Source organism: Erwinia pyri (assembly GCF_030758455.1).
In the GTDB taxonomy this organism is placed as follows: domain Bacteria; phylum Pseudomonadota; class Gammaproteobacteria; order Enterobacterales; family Enterobacteriaceae; genus Erwinia; species Erwinia pyri.
In genome coordinates this window covers 4,302,868-4,329,091 of sequence record NZ_CP132353.1, presented here as the reverse complement: position 1 = coordinate 4,329,091, position 26,224 = coordinate 4,302,868, and the positions used below count along the sequence as shown (strand labels likewise).

Genomic DNA, 26,224 nt, shown 5'->3' with positions numbered 1-26,224 from the left:
TGCGAACGGGGGACATTATTGCTGTCTGCACTTGATAGGGCTAATCGTTGATTGCTATCCTATCTATCGCCACGGACTATCGTGGCCCGGAGGATAAAAATGAATATTCGTGATCTTGAATACCTGGTGGCACTGGCCGAGCACCGCCATTTCCGGCGTGCGGCAGATTCCTGTCATGTCAGCCAACCTACCCTGAGCGGGCAGATCCGCAAGCTTGAAGATGAACTGGGCGTGATGTTATTAGAGCGCACCAGCCGAAAGGTGCTGTTTACTCAGGCCGGACTGCTGCTGGTCGATCAGGCACGCACGGTGCTGCGTGAGGTGAAAGTGCTGAAGGAGATGGCGAGCCAGCAGGGTGAAGCGATGTCCGGGCCGCTGCATATTGGCCTGATCCCGACGGTCGGGCCTTATCTGCTACCGCAGATTATTCCGACGCTGCATCAAACGTTTCCGAAGCTGGAGATGTATCTGCACGAAGCGCAGACCCAGCAGCTGTTGGCACAGCTGGACAGCGGTAAGCTGGACTGCGCTATCCTGGCGCTGGTGAAAGAGTCGGAAGCCTTTATCGAAGTGCCGCTGTTTGATGAGCCAATGAAGCTGGCAGTGTATCAGGATCACCCGTGGCATGACCGCGATCGCGTGCCGATGTCCGAACTGGCTGGTGAAAAGTTGCTGATGCTGGAAGATGGCCACTGTTTGCGCGATCAGGCGATGGGATTCTGCTTCCAGGCGGGTGCGGATGAAGATACCCATTTCCGGGCAACAAGCCTTGAAACGCTGCGTAACATGGTTGCCGCCGGAAGCGGGATCACGTTACTGCCGTCGCTGGCCGTGCCGAAAGAGCGGGTAAGGGACGGCGTCTGCTATCTCTCCTGCTATAAACCGGTGCCACAGCGCACGATAGCCCTGGTCTATCGCCCTGGGTCGCCACTGCGCAGCCGCTATGAGCATCTGGCAGAGGCGATTAAAACCCATATGCAGGGCTATATGGATACGCCGTCAGAACAGCCGGTTCAGGCCGTTTAACGCCGCTACGCGGTACGCTTCGGCCATGGTTGGATAGTTAAAGGTGGTATTCACGAAGTACTCAATCGTGTTGCCACCGTTTTTCTGCTCCATGATCGCCTGGCCGATGTGGATGATCTCCGCCGCTCGCTCGCCAAAGCAGTGGATCCCCAGGATCTCTTTCGTTTCACGATGGAAGAGGATCTTCAGGCTTCCCACGTTCATGCCGACAATCTGCGCCCGCGCCAGATGCTTAAACTGTGCACGGCCCACTTCATAAGGCACTTTCATCGCCGTCAGCTGCTGTTCGGTTTTTCCTACGGAGCTGATCTCCGGAATGGTATAAATGCCGGTAGGGATGTCCTCAATCAGATGGGCAGTCGCTTCCCCTTTGATCATCGCCTGTGCAGCGATACGGCCCTGGTCGTAGGCGGCAGAAGCCAGACTTGGATAGCCGATCACATCACCCACCGCATAGATGTGCGGCTGGGCGGTCTGGTACATGCTGTTTACCTTCAGCAAGCCGCGTCCGTCCGCTTCCAGACCCACATTTTCCAGCGACAGTGAATCGGTGTTCCCGGTACGTCCGTTAGCGTAGAGCAGGCAGTCAGCTTTCACCTTTTTGCCTGACTTCAGATGCATGATCACGCCGTCGCTGACGCCTTCAATTTTTTCAAACTCTTCGTTGTGGCGAATCACCACGCCGCTGTTCCAGAAGTGATAGGAAAGCGAATCTGAAATCTCCTGATCGAGAAACGCCAACAGGTGATCCCGGGTGTTGATCAGGTCAACCTTCACGTTCAGCCCACGGAAGATCGAAGCATACTCACAGCCAATGACCCCGGCGCCGTAGATGATAACGTGGCCAGGTTCATGATGCAGATTCAGGATAGAGTCGCTGTCGTAAACGCGCGGGTGGGTAAAGTCCACGTCAGCAGGGTGATAGGGGCGTGAGCCGCAGGCGATAACGAATTTTTCTGCCGTCAGACGCTCGACGGTGCCGTCATGGCTCTCTATCTCAATCGTATTGGCGTCAATAAACCGCGCATCACCCTGATAGAGTTCGCAGCGATTGCGCTCATAAAAGCCCTGACGCATCCGGGTTTGTTGACTGATCACGTTTTCCGTGTGGTTAAGAATATCAGCAAACGAGGAGCGGAGAAGACGGGTGTGGTCACTGTAGAGCGGATTCTGGTTGAATTCGATAATGCGGCTGACAGCATGGCGCAGCGCTTTGGAGGGGATGGTTCCCCAATGCGTACAACCGCCGCCGATGTTGTGATAGCGCTCGATAACGGCAATGCGTGCGCCCTGTTTGACCAGCCCCATCGCAGCGCCTTCACCGCCGGGACCGGAACCAATCACAATGGCGTCGTAATCATAAGACTGTTGCATACCAATACGTCCTATTTTCTTATACAATTTTTCAACGAGATCATAACATCCCCTTGACCACTTCCCAATTCTAACCGACTTTTTTGCCATCATTTGACAAAGTGTGGGGTTAACAGGCGTTCACAAAGTAGATGCCGCTGTACGCTGAAATTTTTGTTATAGTGCCGGACAAGCAAGTAAAACAGGCACAAACATGGCTACCTTAGGCGTCAGAGCGCAACAGAAAGAACGGACGAGACGTTCGCTGATTGAAGCGGCATTTAGCCAGCTAAGTGCCGAGCGGAGTTTCGCCAGCCTGAGCCTGAGAGAGGTCGCCAGAGAGGCAGGGATCGCGCCCACCTCATTCTATCGTCACTTTCGTGATGTGGATGAATTAGGGCTGACGATGGTGGATGAAAGCGGGCTGATGCTTCGTCAACTGATGCGCCAGGCGCGTCAGCGTATTGCCAAAGGCGGCAGCGTGATTCGCACCTCTGTCTCCACCTTTATGGAGTTTATTGGCAACAATCCAAACGCCTTCCGTCTGCTGTTGCGGGAGCGTTCAGGCACCTCGGCAGCGTTCCGTGCCGCCGTAGCCCGTGAGATCCAGCATTTCATTGCTGAACTGGCGGATTATCTGGAAATTGAAAATCGCATGCCCCGGAGCTTCACAGAAGCGCAGGCGGAAGCTATGGTAATTATCGTATTTAACGCCGGTGCTGAAGCACTGGATATCGATATTGACCAGCGTCGCAAGCTGGAAGAGCGTCTGGTGTTGCAGCTGCGAATGATTTCGAAGGGCGCTTATTACTGGTATCGTCGTGAACAGGAGAGGCTGGCGGTAACGCTGGAATCCCATGACTAAAGGAAAGTGACATGAGTTTAGCCGCTGGCCGGGACAGAGGTACGCTGTTGCTGGCATTTCTGACCGGATTATCGATCAACGGATCGTTTTCGGTGCTGTTCAGTTCGCTTGTGCCGTTCTCTGTTTTCCCGCTTATTGCGCTTGGCCTCTCTGCCTGGTGCCTGCATCAACGCTATCTTAACCGTTCCATGCCAGACGGCATGCCCGGGCTTGCTGCCGCCTTCTTCCTGCTGGGTATTCTTTTATACAGTGCCATTGTGCGCGCGGAGTATCCGGATATCGGTTCCAACTTTATCCCAACCATTCTGATGGTGGCGCTGGTCTTCTGGATTGGCCTGAAACTGCGCGCGCGTAAAACCAACTAATTCAGGCGACGCCGGGTCGCCCAGCGGCTAGCGTCGGGTCAGCAGTACGCCGCACTCCATATGATGCGTATAGGGGAACTGGTCAAACAGCGCCAGTTTTTCCACCTTATGCGTTTCGGCAAGCGTTGCCAAATTGTCACACAGCGTTTGCGGATTGCAGGAAATATAAAGAATACGGGGATAGGCCTGCACCATTTTTACCGTTTCTGCATCCAGACCACTGCGTGGCGGGTCAACAAAAATCGTTTCGCATTGGTAACTCTGCAAATCGATGCCTTCAAGGCGCTGGAATTTCCGCGCGCCTTTCATCGCTTCCGTAAACTCTTCCGCTGACATACGAATAATCTGTACGTTATCAATGTTATTCACCGCGATGTTGTACTGCGCCGAGGCAACGGACGGCTTGGCAATTTCTGTCGCCAGTACGCGGTTGAAATTGCGGGCGAGAGCAAGTGAGAAGTTACCGTTGCCGCAGTAGAGCTCCAGCAAATCTCCTGAGGCATTTTTCGTGACCTCCAGCGCCCATTCCAGCATCTGAATATTCATCGCCGCATTCGGCTGCGTGAAGCTGTTCTCTACCTGACGATAGACGATCTCCTTCCCGGCTACCGGCAGAGATTCGTCAACATAATCACGATCCAGGCAAATCTTGGTTTTGGTTGCGCGGCCAATCAGGTGCAGATCGAACCCCTCTGCCCGTAATGCATCCCGCAATCCTTCCGCCGCTTGCTGCCACTCCTCAGTCAGGGCGCGATGATAGAGCAGCGACACCACAATCTGATTGCTCATTGTGGAGAGATAATCGACCTGAAACAGCTTATGGCGCAGCACTTTATTATCGCGAATCAAGGCGATCAGTCGCGGCATCACTGCGTTAATAAGCTGGCTGGCGGCCGGGAAGCTCTCTACCCGAATACGCTCCCGGGTCTGCTGGTCAAAAATGATGTGGTAGAGATCGTCGCCCTCGTGCCAGAGACGGAATTCCGCCCGCATACGGTAATGGCTGACCGGTGAACGAAAGATCTCAACGTCCGGTGCGGCGAAAGGGGTCATCAACGTCCTGAGACGGATAACTTTTTCCTCAAGTTGGGCATCATATTGTTCAACGGGCAGCTGTTCGGGCGTCATGCGATTTCCTGGGTTGAGAGACTTTTATTGCCGGGCGATTGTAGGGATCTGATACGCAATGTCCAGCATTGTGCTGCGCTGACTGCTTTTGGATGTCTGGATATCTGGACTTCTCCTGGGGATGAACATAAGATGCGCTTTCCGGCCTTTCAATAAGTTAAAAGGGAATCCAGTGCAAAGCTGGAGCTGACGCGCAGCGGTATGGAATGTCGTGGCGATTGCAATGCTGACACTGTCTCACGATGGGAAGTCTTCGCCATTTAATGATTCCGAGCCCGAAGACCTGCCGGTATTACGTCGCACTTCATACGATCATCGCGTGCTATCGATCGTAGGCCTGCGGCATCCTGCATGATTTTTTGGATGCTTTGTCAAAAATGATAATCAAAAAAACGCCTCTGTTGGCTTTCAGCGCAACGGCGATTTCCCTCTGGGCGCAAAATGGCTTCGCACAGGACGCTGATACCACGCTGGTTACTACCGCTAACCGCTTTGCTCAGCCGGTCTCTTCCGTGCTGGCACCTACTACTGTGGTTACCCGTGAAGAGATCGATCGCTGGCAGTCCAAAAGTTTGACGGATGTGATGCGTCGGTTGCCGGGCGTGGATATCGCACAGAATGGCGGGATGGGCCAGCAAGCTTCAATGTTTATCCGGGGAACGGAATCAAGGCATGTATTAGTGCTGATCGACGGTATTCGCCTTAATCAGGCTGGCATCAGCGGTTCTTCCGATCTCAGCCAAATCCCGATTTCGCTGGTTCAACGTATTGAGTACATCCGGGGCTCGCGCTCTGCCGTTTACGGCTCTGATGCGATCGGCGGCGTGGTGAATATTATCACCGGGCGCAGCAAGCCGGGCACTACGCTGACGGCTGGCGCCGGCTCCAACGGCTATCAGTCATATGACGGCTCCACCCAACAGATGCTGGGGCAAAACACCCGCGTCACGCTGGCAGGCAACTACACCTATACCAAAGGGTATGATGTCGTCGCTAACTACCCGGATGCTTTTGGTGATCCTGCTCAAAAGGATCGCGATGGCTTTATGAGCAAATCGCTTTATGGTTCTCTGGAGCAGCAGTTCAACGAAGAGTTAAGCGGCTTCGTGCGCGGGTACGGTTATGACAACCGTACGGCCTATGACAATAGCCTTAGCTATGCCGTGCCTGGCGCGTTGGTCGATACCCGTCAGCTCTATAGCCAGACCTGGGATACTGGCCTGCGATTCAACCGTGATATCTATTCCACACAGCTCATCGCCAGCTACAGTCACACCAAAGATTATAATTACGATCCGCGTTTGGGACGCTATGCCAGCCCAGGCTCACTGGATGAGGTTGAACAATATAACCTGCAGTGGGGTAATACTGTCGCGCTCGGTTATGGCACCGTCAGCGCAGGTTTAGACTGGCAGAAGCAGACCTCTGAGCCCAATACTAATAATGTAAGCGAAGGGCAGGAACAGCGTAATACAGGCGTTTATGCCACAGTACAGCAAAAGCTGGGTAGCGTAACGGTGGAGGGGGCTGTTCGCGGTGACGATAATAACGCCTTTGGCTGGCATAATACCTGGCAAACCAGCGCCGCGTGGGAATTCGTTGACGGATACAGTCTCTTTGCCTCATACGGTACGGCTTTCAAAGCACCTAACCTTAATCAGATATACAGCGAAGCTTACGGTAATCGCGATCTGGATCCGGAAAAAAGTAAGCAGTGGGAAGGGGGCTTTGAAGGGCTGACGGGGCCGGTGAGCTGGCGTCTTTCGGGCTATCGCAACGATATTGACGACCTGATCGACAGTGATCCAACGACTTATCGTTATTTCAATATCAGTAAGGCCACAATTAAAGGGGTCGAGGCTACAGCATCCTTTGATACCGGACCGCTGAACCATACTCTGTCCTATGATTATCTGGATCCGCGGAATGGCAAAACAGATGAAATTCTGTTGCGCCGTGCTAAACAGCAAATCAAGTATCAGCTTGATTATACGATTTATGATTTTGACTGGTCATTAAGTTATCAATACCTGGGGGAGCGTTACGATAAGGACTACAACACTTCCTATACTACCCGTACCGTGAAACTGGGCGGAGTCAGCCTGTGGGATCTCGCCGTTTCTTATCCGGTAACGTCTCAGTTAACCGTTCGTGGTAGAATAGCTAACCTGTTCGATAAAGATTACGAGACGGTATATGGCTATCAAACTCCAGGAAGGGAGTATTACCTCAGCGGCAGCTACACCTTCTAAAGAGCGTCCCACCGTGCTGGTTTTTGATTCCGGCGTCGGTGGGCTTTCAGTCTATGATGAGCTCCGGCAGCTGATGCCGGATCTTCACTACCTTTATGCCTTCGACAACGTGGCGTTTCCCTACGGCGAAAAGTCTGAAGAGTTTATCGTTCACCGTGTGGTCGATATCGTCGAAGCCGTCACCCAACGCTATCCTCTGGCGTTAGCCGTCATAGCCTGTAATTCTGCCAGCACTGTGACTCTCCCTGCACTTCGTGCCCGTTTCGGCTTTCCGGTAGTTGGCGTTGTCCCTGCTATTAAACCTGCCGCGCGTCTGACGCGTAATGGCATAGTCGGTTTACTGGCGACCAGAGGGACCGTCAGGCGTCCTTATACACATGAGCTGGTGGCTCGTTTTGCCGGAGAGTGTAAAACCGAGATGCTGGGTTCAGCAGAACTGGTTGAGCTGGCGGAAGCCAAACTGCAGGGCAAGCCCGTTCCGCTTGAAGAGGTGCGGCGCATTCTGCAACCCTGGCTGCGAATGAAAGAGCCGCCAGACACGGTAGTTTTAGGTTGTACGCACTTCCCTTTATTGAATGAGGAACTGCAACAGGTGCTGCCTGAAGGGACCCGACTGGTCGATTCCGGGGCGGCAATTGCCCGCCGTACTGCCTGGCTGTTAGAAAATGAGTCGCCAGAAGCGCTCTCAGCAGAGAGTAATCTCGCTTTCTGTATGGATATTACCGAGCAGGCAGTACAATTAATGCCCGTTTTACAGCGCTATGGCTTCGAAAGGCTTGAAAAACTGCCTCTCCCCCCCCTTTCTGAGTGAAATTTAGACGGTTGAAAAGTTTTTTGCATTTACCCCTTGCGGCCTGTCAGGAACTCCCTATAATGCGCCTCCACTGACACGGAACAACGGCTTACAGGTCGCCGGGTCAGGAAGAGAAAAGTGAGAAAATCCTTGACTCTTCAGCGGGAAAGAGTAATATCTTCACCCCGCGCCACACGAGAATATGTGGCACTGCTCTTTAACAATTTATCAGACAATCTGTGTGGGCACTCGCAGGATTGATATCAGCGCCGCAAGGCGCAGAAAATATCAAGTCTTAAGAGTGAACACATAATGAAATTCATTATGAGTGTTTTACACTTGAGCATCGCTGCACTTGTTGCAGCAAATCGAACTTTTAATTGAAGAGTTTGATCATGGCTCAGATTGAACGCTGGCGGCAGGCCTAACACATGCAAGTCGGACGGTAGCACAGAAGAGCTTGCTCTTCGGGTGACGAGTGGCGGACGGGTGAGTAATGTCTGGGAAACTGCCTGATGGAGGGGGATAACTACTGGAAACGGTAGCTAATACCGCATAACCTCGCAAGAGCAAAGTGGGGGACCTTCGGGCCTCACGCCATCGGATGTGCCCAGATGGGATTAGCTAGTAGGTGGGGTAACGGCTCACCTAGGCGACGATCCCTAGCTGGTCTGAGAGGATGACCAGCCACACTGGAACTGAGACACGGTCCAGACTCCTACGGGAGGCAGCAGTGGGGAATATTGCACAATGGGCGCAAGCCTGATGCAGCCATGCCGCGTGTATGAAGAAGGCCTTCGGGTTGTAAAGTACTTTCAGCGGGGAGGAAGGCGGTGAGGTTAATAACCTTACCGATTGACGTTACCCGCAGAAGAAGCACCGGCTAACTCCGTGCCAGCAGCCGCGGTAATACGGAGGGTGCAAGCGTTAATCGGAATTACTGGGCGTAAAGCGCACGCAGGCGGTCTGTCAAGTCAGATGTGAAATCCCCGGCTTAACCTGGGAACTGCATTTGAAACTGGCAGGCTAGAGTCTTGTAGAGGGGGGTAGAATTCCAGGTGTAGCGGTGAAATGCGTAGAGATCTGGAGGAATACCGGTGGCGAAGGCGGCCCCCTGGACAAAGACTGACGCTCAGGTGCGAAAGCGTGGGGAGCAAACAGGATTAGATACCCTGGTAGTCCACGCCGTAAACGATGTCGACTTGGAGGTTGTGCCCTTGAGGCGTGGCTTCCGGAGCTAACGCGTTAAGTCGACCGCCTGGGGAGTACGGCCGCAAGGTTAAAACTCAAATGAATTGACGGGGGCCCGCACAAGCGGTGGAGCATGTGGTTTAATTCGATGCAACGCGAAGAACCTTACCTGGCCTTGACATCCACGGAATTCGGCAGAGATGCCTTAGTGCCTTCGGGAACCGTGAGACAGGTGCTGCATGGCTGTCGTCAGCTCGTGTTGTGAAATGTTGGGTTAAGTCCCGCAACGAGCGCAACCCTTATCCTTTGTTGCCAGCGCGTGATGGCGGGAACTCAAAGGAGACTGCCGGTGACAAACCGGAGGAAGGTGGGGATGACGTCAAGTCATCATGGCCCTTACGGCCAGGGCTACACACGTGCTACAATGGCGCATACAAAGAGAAGCGACCTCGCGAGAGCAAGCGGACCTCATAAAGTGCGTCGTAGTCCGGATCGGAGTCTGCAACTCGACTCCGTGAAGTCGGAATCGCTAGTAATCGTAGATCAGAACGCTACGGTGAATACGTTCCCGGGCCTTGTACACACCGCCCGTCACACCATGGGAGTGGGTTGCAAAAGAAGTAGGTAGCTTAACCTCCGGGAGGGCGCTTACCACTTTGTGATTCATGACTGGGGTGAAGTCGTAACAAGGTAACCGTAGGGGAACCTGCGGTTGGATCACCTCCTTACCTGAAGATACTTTCCCGCGTAGTGCTCACACAGATTGTCTGATGAAAAAGTAACGAGCAGAAAAAACCTCTACAGGCTTGTAGCTCAGGTGGTTAGAGCGCACCCCTGATAAGGGTGAGGTCGGTGGTTCAAGTCCACTCAGGCCTACCAAATTCTTTCCTGTCCCGCGTTGTGACTTCACTTGCATAGCGAACTATGCGGCGCGAAGCCACGCCTTGTTCAGAAAAGAATTACATTCCTCCCAAAGAGTGATGTCCTCAACGTGTTTTCCGTAAGGAAAAGAACGTAATCAGTTGAGTGGTAGTAGATGGTCTCTGCAGTAACTGTATGGGGCTATAGCTCAGCTGGGAGAGCGCCTGCCTTGCACGCAGGAGGTCAGCGGTTCGATCCCGCTTAGCTCCACCATGCAGTTTACTCAAAAATACTTCAGAGCGTACCGGCAACGGTGTGCTGCGAAGTATTATGCTCTTTAACAATCCGGAACAAGCTGAAAATTGAAACGACGCGTCGTGTTCATTCTCCGTAATAAGAATGAATAAGCGATGCGTTCGAGTCTCTCAAATGCTTACAACAGCAGTGTCCTCCGGGACGCTTGTGGGTTGTGAGGTTAAGTGACTAAGCGTACACGGTGGATGCCTAGGCAGTCAGAGGCGATGAAGGGCGTGCTAATCTGCGATAAGCGTCGGTAAGGTGATATGAACCGTTATACCCGACGATACCCGAATGGGGAAACCCGGTGCACTCGTGCATCATTGCAGCATGAATACATAGTGCTGCAAGGCGAACCTGGGGAACTGAAACATCTAAGTACCCAGAGGAAAAGAAATCAACCGAGATTCCCCCAGTAGCGGCGAGCGAACGGGGAACAGCCCAGAACCTGAATCAGTTTGTGCAGCAGTGGAAGCGTCTGGAAAGTCGCAGGGTACAGGGTGATACTCCCGTACACGAAGCTGCACTTACTGTGAGTTCGATGAGTAGGGCGGGACACGTGACATCCTGTCTGAATATGGGGGGACCATCCTCCAAGGCTAAATACTCCTGACTGACCGATAGTGAACCAGTACCGTGAGGGAAAGGCGAAAAGAACCCCGGCGAGGGGAGTGAAACAGAACCTGAAACCGTGTACGTACAAGCAGTGGGAGCACCTTCGTGGTGTGACTGCGTACCTTTTGTATAATGGGTCAGCGACTTATATTCTGTAGCAAGGTTAACCGTATAGGGGAGCCGCAGGGAAACCGAGTCTTAACTGGGCGTTAAGTTGCAGGGTATAGACCCGAAACCCGGTGATCTAGCCATGGGCAGGTTGAAGGTTGGGTAACACTAACTGGAGGACCGAACCGACTAATGTTGAAAAATTAGCGGATGACCTGTGGCTGGGGGTGAAAGGCCAATCAAACCGGGAGATAGCTGGTTCTCCCCGAAAGCTATTTAGGTAGCGCCTCGTGAACTCATCTCCGGGGGTAGAGCACTGTTTCGGCTAGGGGGCCATCCCGGCTTACCAACCCGATGCAAACTGCGAATACCGGAGAATGTTATCACGGGAGACACACGGCGGGTGCTAACGTCCGTCGTGAAGAGGGAAACAACCCAGACCGCCAGCTAAGGTCCCAAAGTCATGGTTAAGTGGGAAACGATGTGGGAAGGCACAGACAGCCAGGATGTTGGCTTAGAAGCAGCCATCATTTAAAGAAAGCGTAATAGCTCACTGGTCGAGTCGGCCTGCGCGGAAGATGTAACGGGGCTAAACCATGCACCGAAGCTGCGGCAGCGACACTATGTGTTGTTGGGTAGGGGAGCGTTCTGTAAGCCGTTGAAGGTGGACTGTGAGGTCTGCTGGAGGTATCAGAAGTGCGAATGCTGACATAAGTAACGATAAAGCGGGTGAAAAGCCCGCTCGCCGGAAGACCAAGGGTTCCTGTCCAACGTTAATCGGGGCAGGGTGAGTCGACCCCTAAGGCGAGGCCGAAAGGCGTAGTCGATGGGAAACAGGTTAATATTCCTGTACTCGGTGTTACTGCGAAGGGGGGACGGAGAAGGCTATGTTGGCCGGGCGACGGTTGTCCCGGTTTAAGCGTGTAGGCTTGCGTTCCAGGCAAATCCGGAACGCTTTAAGGCTGAGGCGTGATGACGAGTCACCACGGTGATGAAGCAACAAATGCCCTGCTTCCAGGAAAAGCCTCTAAGCATCAGGTAACACAGAATCGTACCCCAAACCGACACAGGTGGTCAGGTAGAGAATACCAAGGCGCTTGAGAGAACTCGGGTGAAGGAACTAGGCAAAATGGTGCCGTAACTTCGGGAGAAGGCACGCTGGCGCGTAGGTGGAGGGACTTGCTCCCCGAGCTGAAGCCAGTCGAAGATACCAGCTGGCTGCAACTGTTTATTAAAAACACAGCACTGTGCAAACACGAAAGTGGACGTATACGGTGTGACGCCTGCCCGGTGCCGGAAGGTTAATTGATGGGGTTATCCGCAAGGAGAAGCTCTTGATCGAAGCCCCGGTAAACGGCGGCCGTAACTATAACGGTCCTAAGGTAGCGAAATTCCTTGTCGGGTAAGTTCCGACCTGCACGAATGGCGTAATGATGGCCAGGCTGTCTCCACCCGAGACTCAGTGAAATTGAACTCGCTGTGAAGATGCAGTGTACCCGCGGCAAGACGGAAAGACCCCGTGAACCTTTACTACAGCTTGACACTGAACATTGAGCCTTGATGTGTAGGATAGGTGGGAGGCTTTGAAGCGCGGACGCCAGTCTGCGTGGAGCCAACCTTGAAATACCACCCTTTAACGTTTGATGTTCTAACCTGGCGCCGTGATCCGGCGTGGGGACAGTGTCTGGTGGGTAGTTTGACTGGGGCGGTCTCCTCCCAAAGAGTAACGGAGGAGCACGAAGGTTAGCTAATCACGGTCGGACATCGTGAGGTTAGTGCAAAGGCATAAGCTAGCTTGACTGCGAGAGTGACGGCTCGAGCAGGTGCGAAAGCAGGTCTTAGTGATCCGGTGGTTCTGTATGGAAGGGCCATCGCTCAACGGATAAAAGGTACTCCGGGATAACAGGCTGATACCGCCCAAGAGTTCATATCGACGGCGGTGTTTGGCACCTCGATGTCGGCTCATCACATCCTGGGGCTGAAGTAGGTCCCAAGGGTACGGCTGTTCGCCGTTTAAAGTGGTACGCGAGCTGGGTTTAGAACGTCGTGAGACAGTTCGGTCCCTATCTGCCGTGGGCGCTGGAAGATTGAGAGGGGTTGCTCCTAGTACGAGAGGACCGGAGTGAACGCACCACTGGTGTTCGGGTTGTCATGCCAATGGCACTGCCCGGTAGCTAAGTGCGGAAAAGATAAGCGCTGAAAGCATCTAAGCGCGAAACTTGCCTCGAGATGAATCTTCCCTGGGCCTTTAAGGCCCCTGAAGGGACGTTGAAGACTACGACGTTGATAGGCCGGGTGTGTAAGCGCAGCGATGCGTTGAGCTAACCGGTACTAATGACCCGTGAGGCTTAACCTTACAACACCAGAAGCGTTCTGGTGAGCGTCTGAGAGACGCAACAGAGATTTTCAGCTTGTGACGGATTGATTTGCGCGGCCTGTGAGGGCGGCGTGAATGACAGAATCTGCCTGGCGGCTTTAGCGCGGTGGTCCCACCTGACCCCATGCCGAACTCAGAAGTGAAACGCCGTAGCGCCGATGGTAGTGTGGGGTCTCCCCATGCGAGAGTAGGGAACTGCCAGGCATTAATTTAGATCCTCCGGGATCATGACCTTCCGGTGACGCGGAAAGGGCGAAACACCTGAAATCAGAAGCATTTTTCTGAAGTCAGTACAGAATCGGTGGAGCGGTAGTTCAGTTGGTTAGAATACCTGCCTGTCACGCAGGGGGTCGCGGGTTCGAGCCCCGTCCGTTCCGCCACCCTTTTAGGGGCGTAGTTCAATTGGTAGAGCACCGGTCTCCAAAACCGGGTGTTGGGAGTTCGAGTCTCTCCGCCCCTGCCAAAATAAAAATAATCCTTTGCTCCGGCAAAGGATTTTTTTTTGTCCTCAATAAATTCATCCTCCTGCATCAGAACGCAGAATTAATCAGCGTTCGCTAATCAACACCCTGAATTTCCCAGCTGAAACGTCGCTCCCTGACCTGAATTTGCCAAATGCTGGCTGTAAAACAAACGAATAACGGCCACTAAATGACCGTTATGGATGATTGTTATGGTCAATTTACTGCGTGTTCACCGGGAACTTAAGCAACTGACGGATATGTGCTTGCTGATCGCTGTTCTGCAACCACACCGCATACAGCGGCCTCACCGCCACTGGCGTATCGGGAATGATGGTCAGATCCGGATATTCGCTATGCCAGATATCCGGTAAAAAGGCACAGGCGCCAGTAGTATGAAGCAGCTGTCGGGTTAAATGAGCCGAAGTTGTGGTCAACACCGGCACATCATCGGCACCGGCCAGATAACTTTCATGCTGATGAAAATCTGCGCCCCATTCCAGCTTAATGTAGTCATATTTCTCGCGTTTATCCGATTTTCTCGACCGGTACAGCGTTAACGAGATATGCCCGATTTGCTCACTGGTTAATTCATCCATCTTCGGTGCCTCAGTAGTGATCAGCAGATCCAGCTGACGCTCATGAAGCTGCTTCACCAGTAAATGACGCTGAGCAACGCGAGCCTCAAGATGCAGGCTTTCCCGGTTCTCGTAGAGCGTCTGAAGCCACGGCGTAAGGTAAGCTTCCCACAGCGATGCACTGGCTCCAATAGAGAGCTCGTGATGCTGCTGAGTGTGCGAGACCTCCTTTTTTGCCATCATCCACGTACTCATCAGGCTCTCGGCGTAAGGCAACAGGCGTTCACCGGCGGAGGTGAGCCGTATGTTGTTACGATGACGGGTAAAAAGATTCACTCCCAGCTGATTTTCAAGCTGCCTGATGCGAAAACTAACGGCAGATTGAGTGAGATAGAGCGCTTCAGCGGCACGTCCAAAGTGGCGGGTTCTGCTCACTTCCAGAAAGGTCTTCAATAATTCCGTATCCACATCCATCTCCTAAAAAACATTTGTCGTTATGATTTAAATGTTTTGTTTTACACTCTGTCAAGCCTATCTAATACTCCGCGCCATAAATAGCACGGCCATATAAGAGTCAGGAGCGTGTAAAATGGCGGAAAGCTTCGCAACAACGAATCGTTTTTTTGATAACAAACATTACCCTCGCGGATTCTCGCGTCACGGTGATTTCACCATCAAAGAAGCCCAACTTCTTGAGCGTTATGGTTACGCTTTTAATGAGCTGGATCTGGCAAAGCGTGAGCCTGTGACGGAAGAAGAGCGTCTGTTCATTGAAGTGTGTCGCGGTATTCGCGAACCACAGAGTGAAGCAGAACGGGTCTGGTCAAAGTATATGACACGTATCAAACGTCCAAAGCGTTTTCATACTCTTTCTGGTGGTAAACCACAGATGGAAGGCGTTGAAGACTATACGGATAGCGATGATTAAGGAAAAAGGGGCTCCGGCCCCTTTTTTTATTCCAGGCTCTTTTGCAAGTGAATGAGTAACCTGTCGATCCCCCGATAACTCAGCGCTTCATGCAAATGCGCGCGCTGGATATCTTCTTGCTGTGCCAGATCGGCAATTGTTCGGGCAACTTTAAGAATGCGTTGCCAGGCCCTTACAGATAATCCCAGTTGGTTAAGCACCTCCTCCAGCCACTCCGCATCCTTAATACTTATCTTACAATCACGCTGGATCTCCTTAGGCGTTAGCAACGCATTGATTTTGTCGGCGCGGTTAATCTGGCGCAAGCGGGCTGCCAGCACTCTTTCCCGGACGGTCTGGCTGTTCTCGCCGGCTTTACTCTGTCGGCTTAACGAGCCGCCAGGAAGAAGAGGGACCTCAAGGGATAAGTCAAACCTGTCCAGAAAGGGCCCGGAAAGCTTATTAAGATAGCGAAGGGTTTGTTGGGGGGTGCTGCGATTATGCATGCCCTGGTAGTGTCCTGTCGGACTGGGATTCATGGCAGCTATCAGCTGAAAGCGGGCGGGATAGGTTACCTTGGCCCGCGCACGTGAAATAGATATTTCCCCCGACTCCAGTGGCTCCCTGAGTGCATCCAGCGTTTTACGATCAAATTCTGGTAATTCATCTAGAAACAGCACGCCGTTATGAGCCAGAGAGATTTCGCCGGGTTTTGGTATGGCGCCACCGCCTACCAGAGCATAACGTGATGAAGTGTGATGAGGCGCCCGGAAAGGCCGCTGACGCCATTGTTGATGCATCATGCCGCTACTGACCAGGCTGGCAATGGCCGCGCTCTCCAGGGCCTCTTTCTCGCTCAATGGCGGCATCAGGCCATTGAGCCGGGTGGCCAGCATGGTTTTCCCGGTGCCAGGGGGACCAGCCAGCAGAAGATTATGGCCTCCTGCGGCACAAATCTCCAACGCCCGCTTTGCCTGCTGCTGTCCAACAATCTCATCCAGATCTCCACCCAGCCAGGGGGCGGCAGAGCAGTCACAACAGGCTACTTTGAGCTCGATCTCTCCTGCTAAAAAATGGCAGACATCGAGCAGATGATTGCTGAGCAAGCTTTCGCCATTTTGAATCAACCCTACATCGTTCAGATTATCCGTAGAGAGGATTAATTGACGCTGCGCCTGCGTGGCTGCCAGCGCAGCAGGGATTGCTCCCTGAACGCCCCGCAGAGCGCCTGTTAAAGCTAACTCGCCCAGGAATTCAAACTGCGCCAGTTTGTCCGCAGGGATCTGCTCTGAGGCCGCCAGAATGGCAATCGCGATAGGAAGATCGTATCTGCCACCTTCTTTAGGCAGATCGGCCGGGGCAAGATTGACGGTAATCCGCTTTGCCGGAAAGGTGAACCCGCAATTAATGATCGCGCTGCGCACCCGATCGCGTGCCTCTTTGACGGTGGTTTCAGGGAGTCCTACCAGTGAAAGCGCGGGCAGTCCGTTACTGAGATGGACTTCAACAGATACCAGGGGCGCGGTAATTCCGATAGCGGCCCGGGTGTAGGCTACAGATAGCGACATAAAACCTCCTTGTTCGCTACAGACTCTTCTTTCTGCTCTTTATTTTCCAGCAGAGATAGCGGTTCTGCCGAGCCAGCCCGCATACTTTTGCCGCAAGCCACACTATTCATACAAAAAGTAAGAGGCATATTCCTGTAACGAGAAGCGCTTTTTTTGTCCGGTATTTGTTACGGCGGGGACGTAATGAATATTTTTCACTATTTGTCTTATTGTCTGAATAACCTTTATTTTTACGTTTTTTGCGATGAGTGAAATAAAATTAAATGGTGAAAAAAGTTGAATTTACCTCGCTAACTGTGATAACTCTGTAGGCATTACTTCGAATTAGCGAATATACCGAATACAAATGAAAGCCCTTCTACGAGTCCTAAGCCTGGTCGTCATTAGCGTCGTCGTGATTATTATCACGCCGTGCGGGGCTACGCTCGGAGAAAGAAAGGCTTAAAAATCAAGCCTGATTTCAGAAGAACCCCCGCACCGAAAGGTCCGGGGGTTTTTTTTTGGCAGGTTATCAACGACAGAGGAACAGAAGATGAACAGTAGAATAAAATGCTGTTGTTCCAGGCCGAAGGCGGGGAAATAACTATGAATGGTGCTCAGTGGGTGGTTCAGGCGTTGCGTGCGCAGGGTGTCGAGACTGTTTTCGGCTATCCGGGTGGGGCGATCATGCCCGTCTATGATGCGCTCTATGACGGAGGCGTCGAACACCTACTCTGCCGCCATGAGCAGGGCGCAGCGATGGCCGCGATTGGCTACGCGCGTTCCACCGGGAAAGTGGGCGTTTGCATTGCTACCTCTGGCCCCGGCGCCACCAACCTGATCACTGGCCTGGCGGATGCCATGATGGATTCCGTTCCGGTTGTTGCTATCACCGGGCAGGTCTCTTCTGCCTTTATCGGGACGGATGCATTCCAGGAAATTGATGTACTGGGAATGTCCCTCTCCTGCACCAAGCACAGCTTTCTGGTGGAAACGCTGGAAGAACTTCCGGAAGTGATGGCTGAAGCTTTTGCGATTGCGCAGTCTGGCCGTCCCGGCCCGGTACTGATCGACATCCCTAAAGATATCCAGTTAGCTGTTGGCGAGTTCACGGCGCATCTGATGCCGGTAGAAGCTGAAACTGACCATCCTCATCAGGCGCTGCAGCAGGCACGTGCGCTGCTGGCTCAGGCGAAAAAGCCGATTCTGTATGTTGGCGGCGGCGTGGGCATGGCGGGTGCGGTTGAAGCGCTGCGAGCGTTCGCTAAAGAGACCGGTATTCCCTGCGTGGCAACGCTTAAAGGTCTGGGCACCCCGGATGAACAAGATCCCTGCTATCTGGGCATGTTGGGCATGCATGGCACCAAAGCCGCAAACTACGCTGTCCAACAATGCGATCTGCTGATCGCTGTAGGGGCGCGCTTTGATGACCGTGTTACCGGAAAACTGAATACCTTCGCCCCTGAAGCCAGCGTTATTCATATGGATATCGACCCGGCTGAACTGAATAAGCTGCGTCAGGCGCACGTTGCCCTGCGAGGCGACTTGAATAAAATGCTGCCGGATTTGTATCAGCCGGTAGAGATCGCGGCATGGCGTCAGCACGTCCAGCAGCTGAAAGCGGAAAACGGCTGGCGTTACGACCACCCCGGCGAAGCTATTTTCGCGCCGCTGTTCCTGAAACAGTTATCAGACCGTAAGCCAGCAAGCGCAGTGGTCACCACAGATGTAGGCCAACATCAGATGTGGGCCGCTCAGCATATGAGCTTTAACCGTCCGGAAAACTTCATCACCTCCAGCGGATTAGGTACGATGGGCTTTGGTCTGCCAGCCGCGGTGGGCGCGCAGGTTGCCCGCCCTGAAGACACGGTAATTTGTGTCTCGGGTGATGGCTCCTTCATGATGAACGTGCAGGAGCTGGGAACCCTTAAACGCAAGCAGCTGCCGGTAAAAATTGTACTGATCGATAACCAGCGTTTAGGGATGGTTCGTCAGTGGCAGCAGCTCTTCTTCTCAGAACGCTACAGCGAAACCAATCTGTCTGATAATCCCGATTTCCTCACCCTGGCCAGCGCTTTCAATATTCCTGGCCAGCGCATTACCCGTAAAGATCAGGTCGACGCCGCACTAGACGCTTTGCTGCAGAGTGAAGGCCCTTACATGCTCCATGTCGCAATTGACGAGCATGAGAACGTCTGGCCACTGGTGCCGCCGGGTGCCAGCAACGAAAATATGATGGAGAAAACCTCATGATGCAGCATCAATTGTCTATCGAAGCCCGTTTCAGACCCGAAATACTGGAGCGTATATTACGTGTCGTGCGCCATCGCGGTTTCCAGGTCTGCGCCATGAACATGGCAACAGGAAGCAACGCCGACAATATTAATATTGAAATGACCGTTGCCAGTCAGCGTCCAGTCGATTTACTGTCAACACAATTAAACAAGCTGATGGATGTCGCGTACGTCCAGATCCAACAACAGACAACACAACAAATCCGCGCCTGAGCGCGAAAGGAAATAAGAATGACGAAGAAAGCTGACTTTATCTGGTTCAATGGCGAGATGGTTAAGTGGGAAGACGCGAAAGTCAGCGTGATGTCCCATGCACTGCACTACGGTACGTCTGTTTTTGAAGGCGTCCGCTGCTACGACTCGCACAAAGGCCCGGTAGTCTTCCGCCATCGTGAGCACATGCAGCGTCTGCATGATTCTGCCAAGATTTACCGTTTCCCGGTCAGCCAGAGCGTTGATGAACTGATGGAAGCGTGCCGCGAAGTTCTGCGCGTGAATAAACTTAAAAGTGCTTATATCCGTCCGCTGGTGTTTGTTGGTGATGTCGGCCTGGGCGTTAACCCACCAGAAGGTTTCAGCACTGATGTGATCATCGCTGCGTTCCCGTGGGGTGCCTATCTGGGTGCAGAAGCCCTGGAGCAGGGTATTGATGCGATGGTTTCCTCGTGGAACCGCGTAGCGCCAAACACCATCCCAACTGCGGCAAAAGCGGGCGGTAACTACCTCTCCTCTCTGTTGGTAGGCAGCGAAGCGCGTCGCCACGGCTACCAGGAAGGTATCGCCCTGGATACGCAGGGTTACATCTCTGAAGGCGCAGGTGAAAACCTGTTCGAAGTGAAGGATGGCATTCTGTTTACCCCGCCATTCACCTCTTCTGCGCTGCCGGGGATCACCCGTGATGCCATCATCAAGCTGGCAAAAGATATGGGTATCGAAGTTCGCGAGCAGGTGCTGTCGCGCGAATCTCTCTATCTGGCTGATGAAGTCTTCATGTCGGGTACTGCTGCTGAAATCACCCCTGTCCGTAGCGTTGACGGTATTCAGGTTGGTGAAGGCAAGCGTGGCCCGGTTACCGCACGTATTCAGTCTGCGTTCTTCGGCCTGTTCACCGGCGAAACGGAAGACAAATGGGGCTGGCTGGATTCAGTTAACCCATAATAAAAAAATACCTGAGCGGGCGTCGTATGACGCCCGCGCACTATCTGATTCTGGAGTATGAGCATGCCTAAGTTACGTTCCGCAACCACCACCCATGGCCGCAATATGGCCGGCGCCCGTGCCTTATGGCGCGCAACCGGAATGACCGATGATGATTTCGGCAAGCCAATCATTGCGGTAGTTAACTCCTTTACCCAGTTCGTCCCGGGCCACGTTCACCTGCGTGATATGGGGAAGCTGGTTGCCGAACAGATTGAAGCTTCTGGCGGCGTGGCAAAAGAGTTCAACACCATTGCGGTGGATGATGGGATCGCAATGGGGCATGGCGGCATGCTTTACTCTCTGCCGTCGCGTGAATTGATTGCGGACTCCGTCGAGTACATGGTAAATGCTCACTGTGCTGACGCCATGGTCTGTATCTCCAACTGCGACAAAATCACCCCGGGAATGCTGATGGCTTCCCTGCGTCTGAATATTCCGGTGATCTTCGTCTCCGGCGGCCCGATGGAAGCGGGTAAAACCAAGCTCTCCGACAAAATCATTAAGCTGGACCTGGTAGACGCGATGATTCAGGGTGCAAACCCTAATGTCAGTGATGCCGATAGCGAGCAGATTGAACGTTCAGCCTGCCCGACCTGCGGCTCCTGTTCCGGCATGTTTACCGCTAACTCGATGAACTGTCTGACCGAAGCGCTGGGCCTTTCGCAACCGGGCAACGGCTCGCTGCTGGCTACCCACGCGGACCGTAAAGAGCTGTTCCTGAATGCCGGCAAGCGTATCGTTGAACTGACTAAACGTTATTACCAGCAGGATGATGAAACGGCGCTGCCACGCAGCATCGCTAATAAAGCCGCTTTTGAGAACGCCATGACGCTGGATATCGCTATGGGCGGTTCCACCAACACTGTTCTGCATCTGCTGGCCGCTGCGCTGGAAGGCGATATCGACTTCAATATGTCCGATATCGATCGCCTGTCACGTAAGGTGCCTCACCTCTGTAAAGTGGCGCCAAGCACGCCGAAATACCATATGGAAGACGTTCACCGCGCTGGTGGCGTGTTCGGCATTCTGGGCGAGCTGAGCCGTGCCGGTCTGATGAATCAGGACGTGCGTAACGTGCTGGGCCTCAGCCTGCAGGAAACACTGGATCAGTACGACATCATGCTGACCAAAAATGAAGATGTGAAAAAGATGTTCCGGGCTGGCCCTGCGGGGATCCGCACCACGCAGGCCTTCTCGCAGGACTGCCGCTGGGAGACGCTGGATGATGACCGTCAGGAAGGCTGTATTCGCTCGCGTGAATTCGCTTTCAGTCAGGATGGTGGTCTGGCGGTGCTGTACGGCAACATGGCGGAAGATGGCTGCATCGTCAAAACCGCGGGCGTGGAAAAAGAGAGCCATACCTTCCGTGGTCCGGCCAAAGTTTATGAAAGCCAGGACGATGCCGTAGCCGCAATCCTGGGTAATAAAGTCGTAGCGGGTGATGTGGTCGTTATCCGTTACGAAGGACCTAAAGGCGGCCCGGGCATGCAGGAAATGCTCTACCCAACCACCTATCTGAAATCGATGGGCCTGGGTAAAAGCTGTGCGCTGATCACCGACGGTCGCTTCTCGGGCGGAACTTCCGGGCTTTCCATCGGCCACGTGTCACCCGAAGCAGGCAGCGGCGGCACTATTGCGCTGGTGAAAGATGGCGACATGATCGACATCGATATCCCTAATCGCGGCATCAAGCTGGAGGTGCCGGACAACGAGCTGCACGCCCGTCGCGAAGAGGAGGAGGCCCGTGGCAGCGAGGCTTACACGCCACACGGTCGTGAGCGTGAAGTCTCCTATGCCCTGCGCGCTTATGCCTTACTGGCAACCAGCGCAGACAAAGGCGCGGTACGTGACAAGAGCAAGCTGGGAGGCTAACAATTATGGCTGAGTCTCAACCGCTACCCGCCGAGCCTTGCGGCGCGGAGTATCTGCGGGCGGTTCTCCGCTCGCCGGTGTACGAAGTGGCGCAGGTTACGCCGTTGCAAAAGATGGAGAAGATCTCTTCCCGTCTGGGCAATACCATTTTGGTCAAGCGTGAGGATCGCCAGCCGGTGCACAGCTTCAAGCTGCGTGGCGCTTATGCGATGATCTCAACGCTGAATGAAGAGCAGAAAGCGCGTGGAGTGATTACGGCTTCCGCTGGAAACCATGCTCAGGGTGTGGCGCTTTCGGCAACGCGGTTAGGCATTAAATCGCTGATCGTGATGCCAGTAGCGACTGCCGATATCAAAGTGGATGCGGTAAGGGCATTTGGCGGTGAGACCTTCCTGTTTGGTGCTAATTTCGATGAAGCCAAAGCCAAAGCGATCGAACTGGCGGAGCTCAGGGGCTACACTTTCGTGCCGCCTTTTGATCATCCGATGGTGATTGCCGGGCAGGGCACGCTGGCGATGGAGCTGTTGCAGCAGGATGCCCATCTTGATCGGGTATTTGTTCCCGTGGGCGGCGGTGGCCTGGCGGCTGGCGTTGCGGTGCTGATCAAACAGCTGATGCCGCAGATTAAAGTGATCGCGGTAGAAGCTGAAGATTCCGCCTGCCTGAAAGCAGCACTGGAAGCGGGACATCCTGTCGATTTGCCGCGCGTCGGGCTGTTTGCCGAAGGTGTGGCGGTAAAGCGCATCGGCAACGAAACCTTCCGTCTGTGCCAGGAATATCTGGATGACATCATCACCGTGGACAGCGATGCTATCTGTGCGGCGATGAAAGATCTGTTTGAGGATGTCCGGGCGGTGGCAGAACCTTCGGGCGCGCTGGCGCTGGCCGGGATGAAAAAATATATTCAGCAGCATCAGATCCAGGGAGAGCGTCTGGCGCATGTGCTTTCAGGAGCGAACGTAAACTTCCACGGTTTACGCTACGTGTCTGAACGCTGCGAGCTGGGAGAACAGCGAGAGGCGCTGCTGGCCGTCACTATTCCAGAGCAGAAAGGCAGCTTCCTGAAATTTTGTCAGCTGCTGGGCGGCCGTTCCGTCACCGAGTTCAATTACCGTTACGCTAATGCCGACAACGCCTGCATTTTTGTCGGCGTGCGTCTGACGCGTGGCCTTGAAGAGCGGGGTGAGATCCTGTCGCTGCTGGATGAGGGCGGTTATAAAGTTGTTGACCTCTCCGATGACGAAATGGCCAAGCTGCATGTGCGCTATATGGTGGGTGGACGTCCCTCCAAGCCGCTGCGTGAACGCCTGTTCAGCTTTGAGTTTCCTGAAGCGCCGGGTGCGCTGCTACGCTTCCTGCAAACGCTCGGCACGCACTGGAACATTTCCCTGTTTCACTATCGCAGCCACGGCACCGATTATGGCCGGGTGCTGGCAGGATTTGAACTGAGCGAGAGCGAACCGCAGTTTGAAGAGCATCTGCAGGCGCTGGGTTATGATTTCCATGACGAAACCGATAACCCGGCATTCAGTTTCTTCCTGGCAGGTTAGCTACATCAGTGACCAGAAGGCATCAATAAGCGGCTCATTGAGCCGCTTTTTTTGTACGCAAACGCCAAGCTCAAACGGGGCCACCATCTCCACGTTATCCAGTTCAAGAATGCGGTTACGAATCGGTTCCGGGCTGTTCTCCAGCACCACATCCGGCAGCAGCGCAATGCCACAACCCAACGCCACCATCGACACTATTGCCTCATGACCCGACACCGTGGCGTAAATCAGCGGATTGGGGATACGCCGACGGCGGAACCAGAGATCGATGCGCTGCCGCGCAGGCCCCTGATCCGGCAGAATAAACGGGATCTCTGACCAGTCCGGTTCTGGCTGAGTAGCCTGGGTACGAACGGGACAAGGCAGAGCCGGGGCAATCAGGACCAGTGGGATCAGTCCAATCGGCGTAAAACCTATACTGGCAGGAAGCGTTTCCGGCCTGCCGGCAATGGCAATATCGGCTTCGGCACTCTGGACCTTCTCCACCGCATCAGCCGCATCGCCGGTGGTGAGTTTGATCTCTACCAGCGGATGTTCAGCACGAAACCGGTCAAGGATCGGCGGCAAATGACTGTAAGCCGCCGTCACTGAACAGAACAGGCGAAGCTCCCCGCTGAGCGAGGGGCCGTTCTGGCCAATCGAATGGAGCAGCTGCTGGTACTGCAAAAGCGTGTGCTGCGCAAACTGGCGAAGCTGTTCCCCGGCATCGGTGAGCGTAACTGTCCGGTTGTCACGCAGGAATAACGCCTGGCCCAGATCCTCTTCAAGGCGCTGTATCTGGCGCGAAAGGGTGGAGGGGCTGACATGCATTGCTCGTGCGCTACGGCCGAAGTGGCGGCTTTCGGCCAGGTGAAGGAACAGTTTCAGGTCACGTAAATCCATGCGCTACAGGCCTCATTTTTGCGTTGCAGTTCTTGCAATATCACGTTGTTAATATATCAATTTAAGCAATGCGTTTCCTGTCATATGATAGGAATTATTCAGGGTGAGCAGCGTCATGACTCATCACCAGATAAAAGTCCGACCCAACTACGGAGTTTCCATGGCTAACTATTTCAATACTTTGAACCTGCGCAATCAGCTGGCGCAATTAGGTAAATGTCGCTTCATGTCACGTGAAGAATTTGCTGACGAAGCAAGCTACCTGAAAGGGAAAAAAGTCGTCATCGTTGGTTGTGGTGCTCAGGGCCTGAATCAGGGGCTTAACATGCGCGACTCCGGTCTGGATATCGCGTATGCCCTGCGCGCTGAAGCGATCGCTGAAAAACGCGCTTCATGGCGTAAAGCTACTGAAAATGGTTTCAAAGTAGGGACTTATGAAGAGCTGATCCCGCAGGCCGATCTGGTAGTTAACCTGACGCCGGACAAGCAGCACACCGCGGTAGTGCAGGCTGTTCAGCCGTTGATGAAAGAGGGCGCAGCGCTGGGTTACTCTCACGGCTTCAACATCGTTGAAGTGGGCGAGCAGGTTCGTAAAGATATCACCGTGGTAATGGTTGCGCCGAAGTGCCCGGGCACCGAAGTGCGTGAAGAGTACAAGCGTGGCTTCGGCGTGCCGACGCTGATTGCGGTTCACCCGGAAAACGATCCAAAAGGCGAAGGCATGGCGATTGCCAAAGCCTGGGCCGCAGCGACCGGTGGTCATCGTGCCGGCGTGCTGGAGTCCTCCTTCGTGGCAGAAGTGAAATCTGACCTGATGGGCGAGCAGACTATTCTGTGCGGCATGTTGCAGGCTGGTTCCTTGCTCTGCTTCGACAAGCTGGTAGCGGAAGGGACCGACCCCGCTTATGCCGAAAAACTGATCCAGTTCGGCTGGGAAACCGTGACCGAGGCGCTGAAGCAGGGTGGCATTACCCTGATGATGGATCGCCTCTCTAACCCGGCGAAAGTTCGTGCGTATGCGCTCTCCGAGCAGCTGAAAACCATCATGGCTCCGCTGTTCCAGAAGCATATGGATGACATTATCTCCGGCGAATTCTCCTCCGGCATGATGGCTGACTGGGCAAATGATGATAAAAAACTGCTGGGCTGGCGTGAAGAGACCGGTAAAACCGCCTTTGAAACGGCACCGCAGTTTGAAGGTAAAATTGCCGAGCAGGATTACTTCGATGAAGGCGTAGTGATGATTGCCATGGTGAAGGCGGGCGTTGAGCTGGCGTTTGAAACCATGGTGGCTGCGGGCATTATTGAAGAGTCTGCTTACTACGAATCACTGCACGAGCTGCCGCTGATTGCCAACACCATCGCCCGTAAGCGTCTGTATGAGATGAACGTGGTGATTTCCGACACGGCTGAATACGGTAACTACCTGTTCTCTTATGCGGCCGTTCCGCTGCTGAAAGAGTTCATGACTACCCTGCAGCCGGGCGATCTGGGCAAAGAGAAGGCTACTTCAACTGATATTGATAACGCGCAGCTGCGCGACGTCAATGAAGCGATTCGCCATCACCCAATCGAAACCGTTGGTCGTAAACTGCGTGGCTACATGACCGACATGAAGCGTATCGCTGTAGCAGGCTGATAGCGGCGTGTCCGGCCTGAAATAAAAAAGAGCGGAATTCCGCTCTTTTCTTTCGTCTGCACA

The 26,224-nt window shown here is 53.7% G+C and carries 18 protein-coding genes, 4 tRNA genes, 3 rRNA genes and 1 riboswitch; of the genes, 20 read left to right on the top strand and 5 right to left on the bottom strand.

What is annotated here, in order from left to right; all coding sequences use genetic code 11:
• Nucleotides 1-99 precede the first annotated feature (99 nt).
• Nucleotides 100-1,026: a DNA-binding transcriptional regulator OxyR gene (gene oxyR, locus Q3V30_RS20500; RefSeq protein WP_306208947.1), complete on the top strand. Its 927-nt coding sequence runs from the start codon at nt 100-102 to the stop codon at nt 1,024-1,026.
• On the opposite strand, the gene sthA is transcribed toward oxyR, so the two are convergent.
• A complete protein-coding gene (gene sthA, locus Q3V30_RS20495; RefSeq protein ID WP_306208946.1) occupies nt 1,000-2,400 on the bottom strand; it encodes a Si-specific NAD(P)(+) transhydrogenase in 1,401 nt (466 codons plus the stop codon). The genes oxyR and sthA overlap by 27 nt on opposite strands.
• A gap of 193 nt (nt 2,401-2,593) precedes the next feature.
• Between sthA and fabR the strand changes: the two genes are divergently transcribed.
• Both fabR and Q3V30_RS20485 read left to right on the top strand, forming a co-directional pair.
• A complete protein-coding gene (gene fabR, locus Q3V30_RS20490) occupies nt 2,594-3,244 on the top strand; it encodes an HTH-type transcriptional repressor FabR (protein WP_306208945.1) in 651 nt (216 codons plus the stop codon).
• Between the two features lie 11 nt (nt 3,245-3,255).
• The gene (locus Q3V30_RS20485; protein ID WP_306208944.1) at nt 3,256-3,609 is read left to right on the top strand and encodes a YijD family membrane protein; all 354 of its coding nucleotides are present in this window, start codon (nt 3,256-3,258) and stop codon (nt 3,607-3,609) included.
• 27 nt (nt 3,610-3,636) lie between these two features.
• Here Q3V30_RS20485 and trmA read toward each other — a convergent pair whose 3' ends face one another.
• The gene (gene trmA, locus Q3V30_RS20480) at nt 3,637-4,737 is read right to left on the bottom strand and encodes a tRNA (uridine(54)-C5)-methyltransferase TrmA (protein ID WP_306208943.1); all 1,101 of its coding nucleotides are present in this window, start codon (nt 4,735-4,737) and stop codon (nt 3,637-3,639) included.
• 126 nt (nt 4,738-4,863) lie between these two features.
• A riboswitch (cobalamin riboswitch) is annotated at nt 4,864-5,042 on the top strand.
• A gap of 72 nt (nt 5,043-5,114) precedes the next feature.
• On the opposite strand from trmA, the gene btuB reads away from it, so the two are divergent.
• The 9 genes from btuB (at nt 5,115) to Q3V30_RS20435 (ending at nt 13,694) form a co-directional block, all read left to right on the top strand.
• Nucleotides 5,115-6,989: a TonB-dependent vitamin B12 receptor BtuB gene (btuB, locus tag Q3V30_RS20475; RefSeq protein WP_306208942.1), complete on the top strand. Its 1,875-nt coding sequence runs from the start codon at nt 5,115-5,117 to the stop codon at nt 6,987-6,989.
• Nucleotides 6,934-7,800, top strand: a complete 867-nt coding sequence (gene murI, locus Q3V30_RS20470; RefSeq protein ID WP_306208941.1) for a glutamate racemase — start codon at nt 6,934-6,936, stop codon at nt 7,798-7,800. Before btuB ends, murI begins: the two co-directional genes overlap by 56 nt.
• Before the next feature lie 359 nt (nt 7,801-8,159).
• Nucleotides 8,160-9,701 (top strand): 16S ribosomal RNA (locus Q3V30_RS20465).
• 74 nt (nt 9,702-9,775) lie between these two features.
• Nucleotides 9,776-9,852: transfer RNA gene (locus tag Q3V30_RS20460), tRNA-Ile, on the top strand.
• Nucleotides 9,853-10,031: 179 nt separating this feature from the next.
• Nucleotides 10,032-10,107: transfer RNA gene (locus Q3V30_RS20455), tRNA-Ala, on the top strand.
• 200 nt (nt 10,108-10,307) lie between these two features.
• Nucleotides 10,308-13,210, top strand: a 23S ribosomal RNA gene (locus Q3V30_RS20450).
• A 109-nt stretch (nt 13,211-13,319) separates the two neighbouring features.
• A 5S ribosomal RNA gene (gene rrf, locus Q3V30_RS20445) occupies nt 13,320-13,435 on the top strand.
• The 16S, 23S and 5S rRNA genes sit together here with 4 tRNA genes alongside, the layout of an rRNA operon.
• Nucleotides 13,436-13,534: 99 nt before the next feature.
• A tRNA-Asp gene (locus Q3V30_RS20440) sits at nt 13,535-13,611 on the top strand.
• Between the two features lie 7 nt (nt 13,612-13,618).
• Nucleotides 13,619-13,694, top strand: a tRNA-Trp gene (locus Q3V30_RS20435).
• A 219-nt stretch (nt 13,695-13,913) separates the two neighbouring features.
• Here the strand turns inward: Q3V30_RS20435 and hdfR are convergent.
• The gene (hdfR, locus tag Q3V30_RS20430) at nt 13,914-14,738 is read right to left on the bottom strand and encodes an HTH-type transcriptional regulator HdfR (protein ID WP_306208940.1); all 825 of its coding nucleotides are present in this window, start codon (nt 14,736-14,738) and stop codon (nt 13,914-13,916) included.
• 121 nt (nt 14,739-14,859) lie between these two features.
• On the opposite strand from hdfR, the gene Q3V30_RS20425 reads away from it, so the two are divergent.
• The gene (locus tag Q3V30_RS20425; protein ID WP_306208939.1) at nt 14,860-15,198 is read left to right on the top strand and encodes a MaoP family protein; all 339 of its coding nucleotides are present in this window, start codon (nt 14,860-14,862) and stop codon (nt 15,196-15,198) included.
• 26 nt (nt 15,199-15,224) lie between these two features.
• Here the strand turns inward: Q3V30_RS20425 and Q3V30_RS20420 are convergent, their stop codons facing one another.
• A complete protein-coding gene (locus tag Q3V30_RS20420) occupies nt 15,225-16,745 on the bottom strand; it encodes a YifB family Mg chelatase-like AAA ATPase (RefSeq protein WP_306208938.1) in 1,521 nt (506 codons plus the stop codon).
• 346 nt (nt 16,746-17,091) lie between these two features.
• Here Q3V30_RS20420 and ilvL point away from each other — a divergent pair, with 346 nt between their 5' ends.
• The 6 genes from ilvL to ilvA all read left to right on the top strand — a co-directional run bounded on the left by ilvL (nt 17,092) and on the right by ilvA (nt 23,640).
• Nucleotides 17,092-17,190 (top strand): ilv operon leader peptide, encoded by a 99-nt coding sequence (gene ilvL, locus Q3V30_RS20415; RefSeq protein ID WP_306208937.1) that lies wholly within the window; start codon nt 17,092-17,094, stop codon nt 17,188-17,190.
• A gap of 140 nt (nt 17,191-17,330) precedes the next feature.
• Nucleotides 17,331-18,977: an acetolactate synthase 2 catalytic subunit gene (gene ilvG / locus Q3V30_RS20410; RefSeq protein ID WP_306208936.1), complete on the top strand. Its 1,647-nt coding sequence runs from the start codon at nt 17,331-17,333 to the stop codon at nt 18,975-18,977.
• Nucleotides 18,974-19,231: an acetolactate synthase 2 small subunit gene (gene ilvM / locus Q3V30_RS20405; protein WP_306208935.1), complete on the top strand. Its 258-nt coding sequence runs from the start codon at nt 18,974-18,976 to the stop codon at nt 19,229-19,231. The genes ilvG and ilvM overlap by 4 nt, the downstream gene beginning before the upstream one ends.
• A gap of 18 nt (nt 19,232-19,249) precedes the next feature.
• A complete protein-coding gene (locus Q3V30_RS20400) occupies nt 19,250-20,176 on the top strand; it encodes a branched-chain amino acid transaminase (RefSeq protein WP_306208934.1) in 927 nt (308 codons plus the stop codon).
• Between the two features lie 63 nt (nt 20,177-20,239).
• Nucleotides 20,240-22,090: a dihydroxy-acid dehydratase gene (gene ilvD / locus Q3V30_RS20395; RefSeq protein ID WP_306208933.1), complete on the top strand. Its 1,851-nt coding sequence runs from the start codon at nt 20,240-20,242 to the stop codon at nt 22,088-22,090.
• A gap of 2 nt (nt 22,091-22,092) precedes the next feature.
• Nucleotides 22,093-23,640: a threonine ammonia-lyase, biosynthetic gene (gene ilvA, locus Q3V30_RS20390; protein ID WP_306213264.1), complete on the top strand. Its 1,548-nt coding sequence runs from the start codon at nt 22,093-22,095 to the stop codon at nt 23,638-23,640.
• On the opposite strand, the gene ilvY is transcribed toward ilvA, so the two are convergent.
• Nucleotides 23,641-24,522: an HTH-type transcriptional activator IlvY gene (gene ilvY, locus Q3V30_RS20385; RefSeq protein ID WP_306208932.1), complete on the bottom strand. Its 882-nt coding sequence runs from the start codon at nt 24,520-24,522 to the stop codon at nt 23,641-23,643.
• 160 nt (nt 24,523-24,682) lie between these two features.
• On the opposite strand from ilvY, the gene ilvC reads away from it, so the two are divergent.
• Nucleotides 24,683-26,161 carry a ketol-acid reductoisomerase gene (ilvC, locus tag Q3V30_RS20380; RefSeq protein ID WP_306208931.1) on the top strand — a complete coding sequence of 493 codons (1,479 nt, stop codon included), beginning with the start codon at nt 24,683-24,685 and terminating at the stop codon, nt 26,159-26,161.
• Nucleotides 26,162-26,224 lie beyond the last annotated feature (63 nt).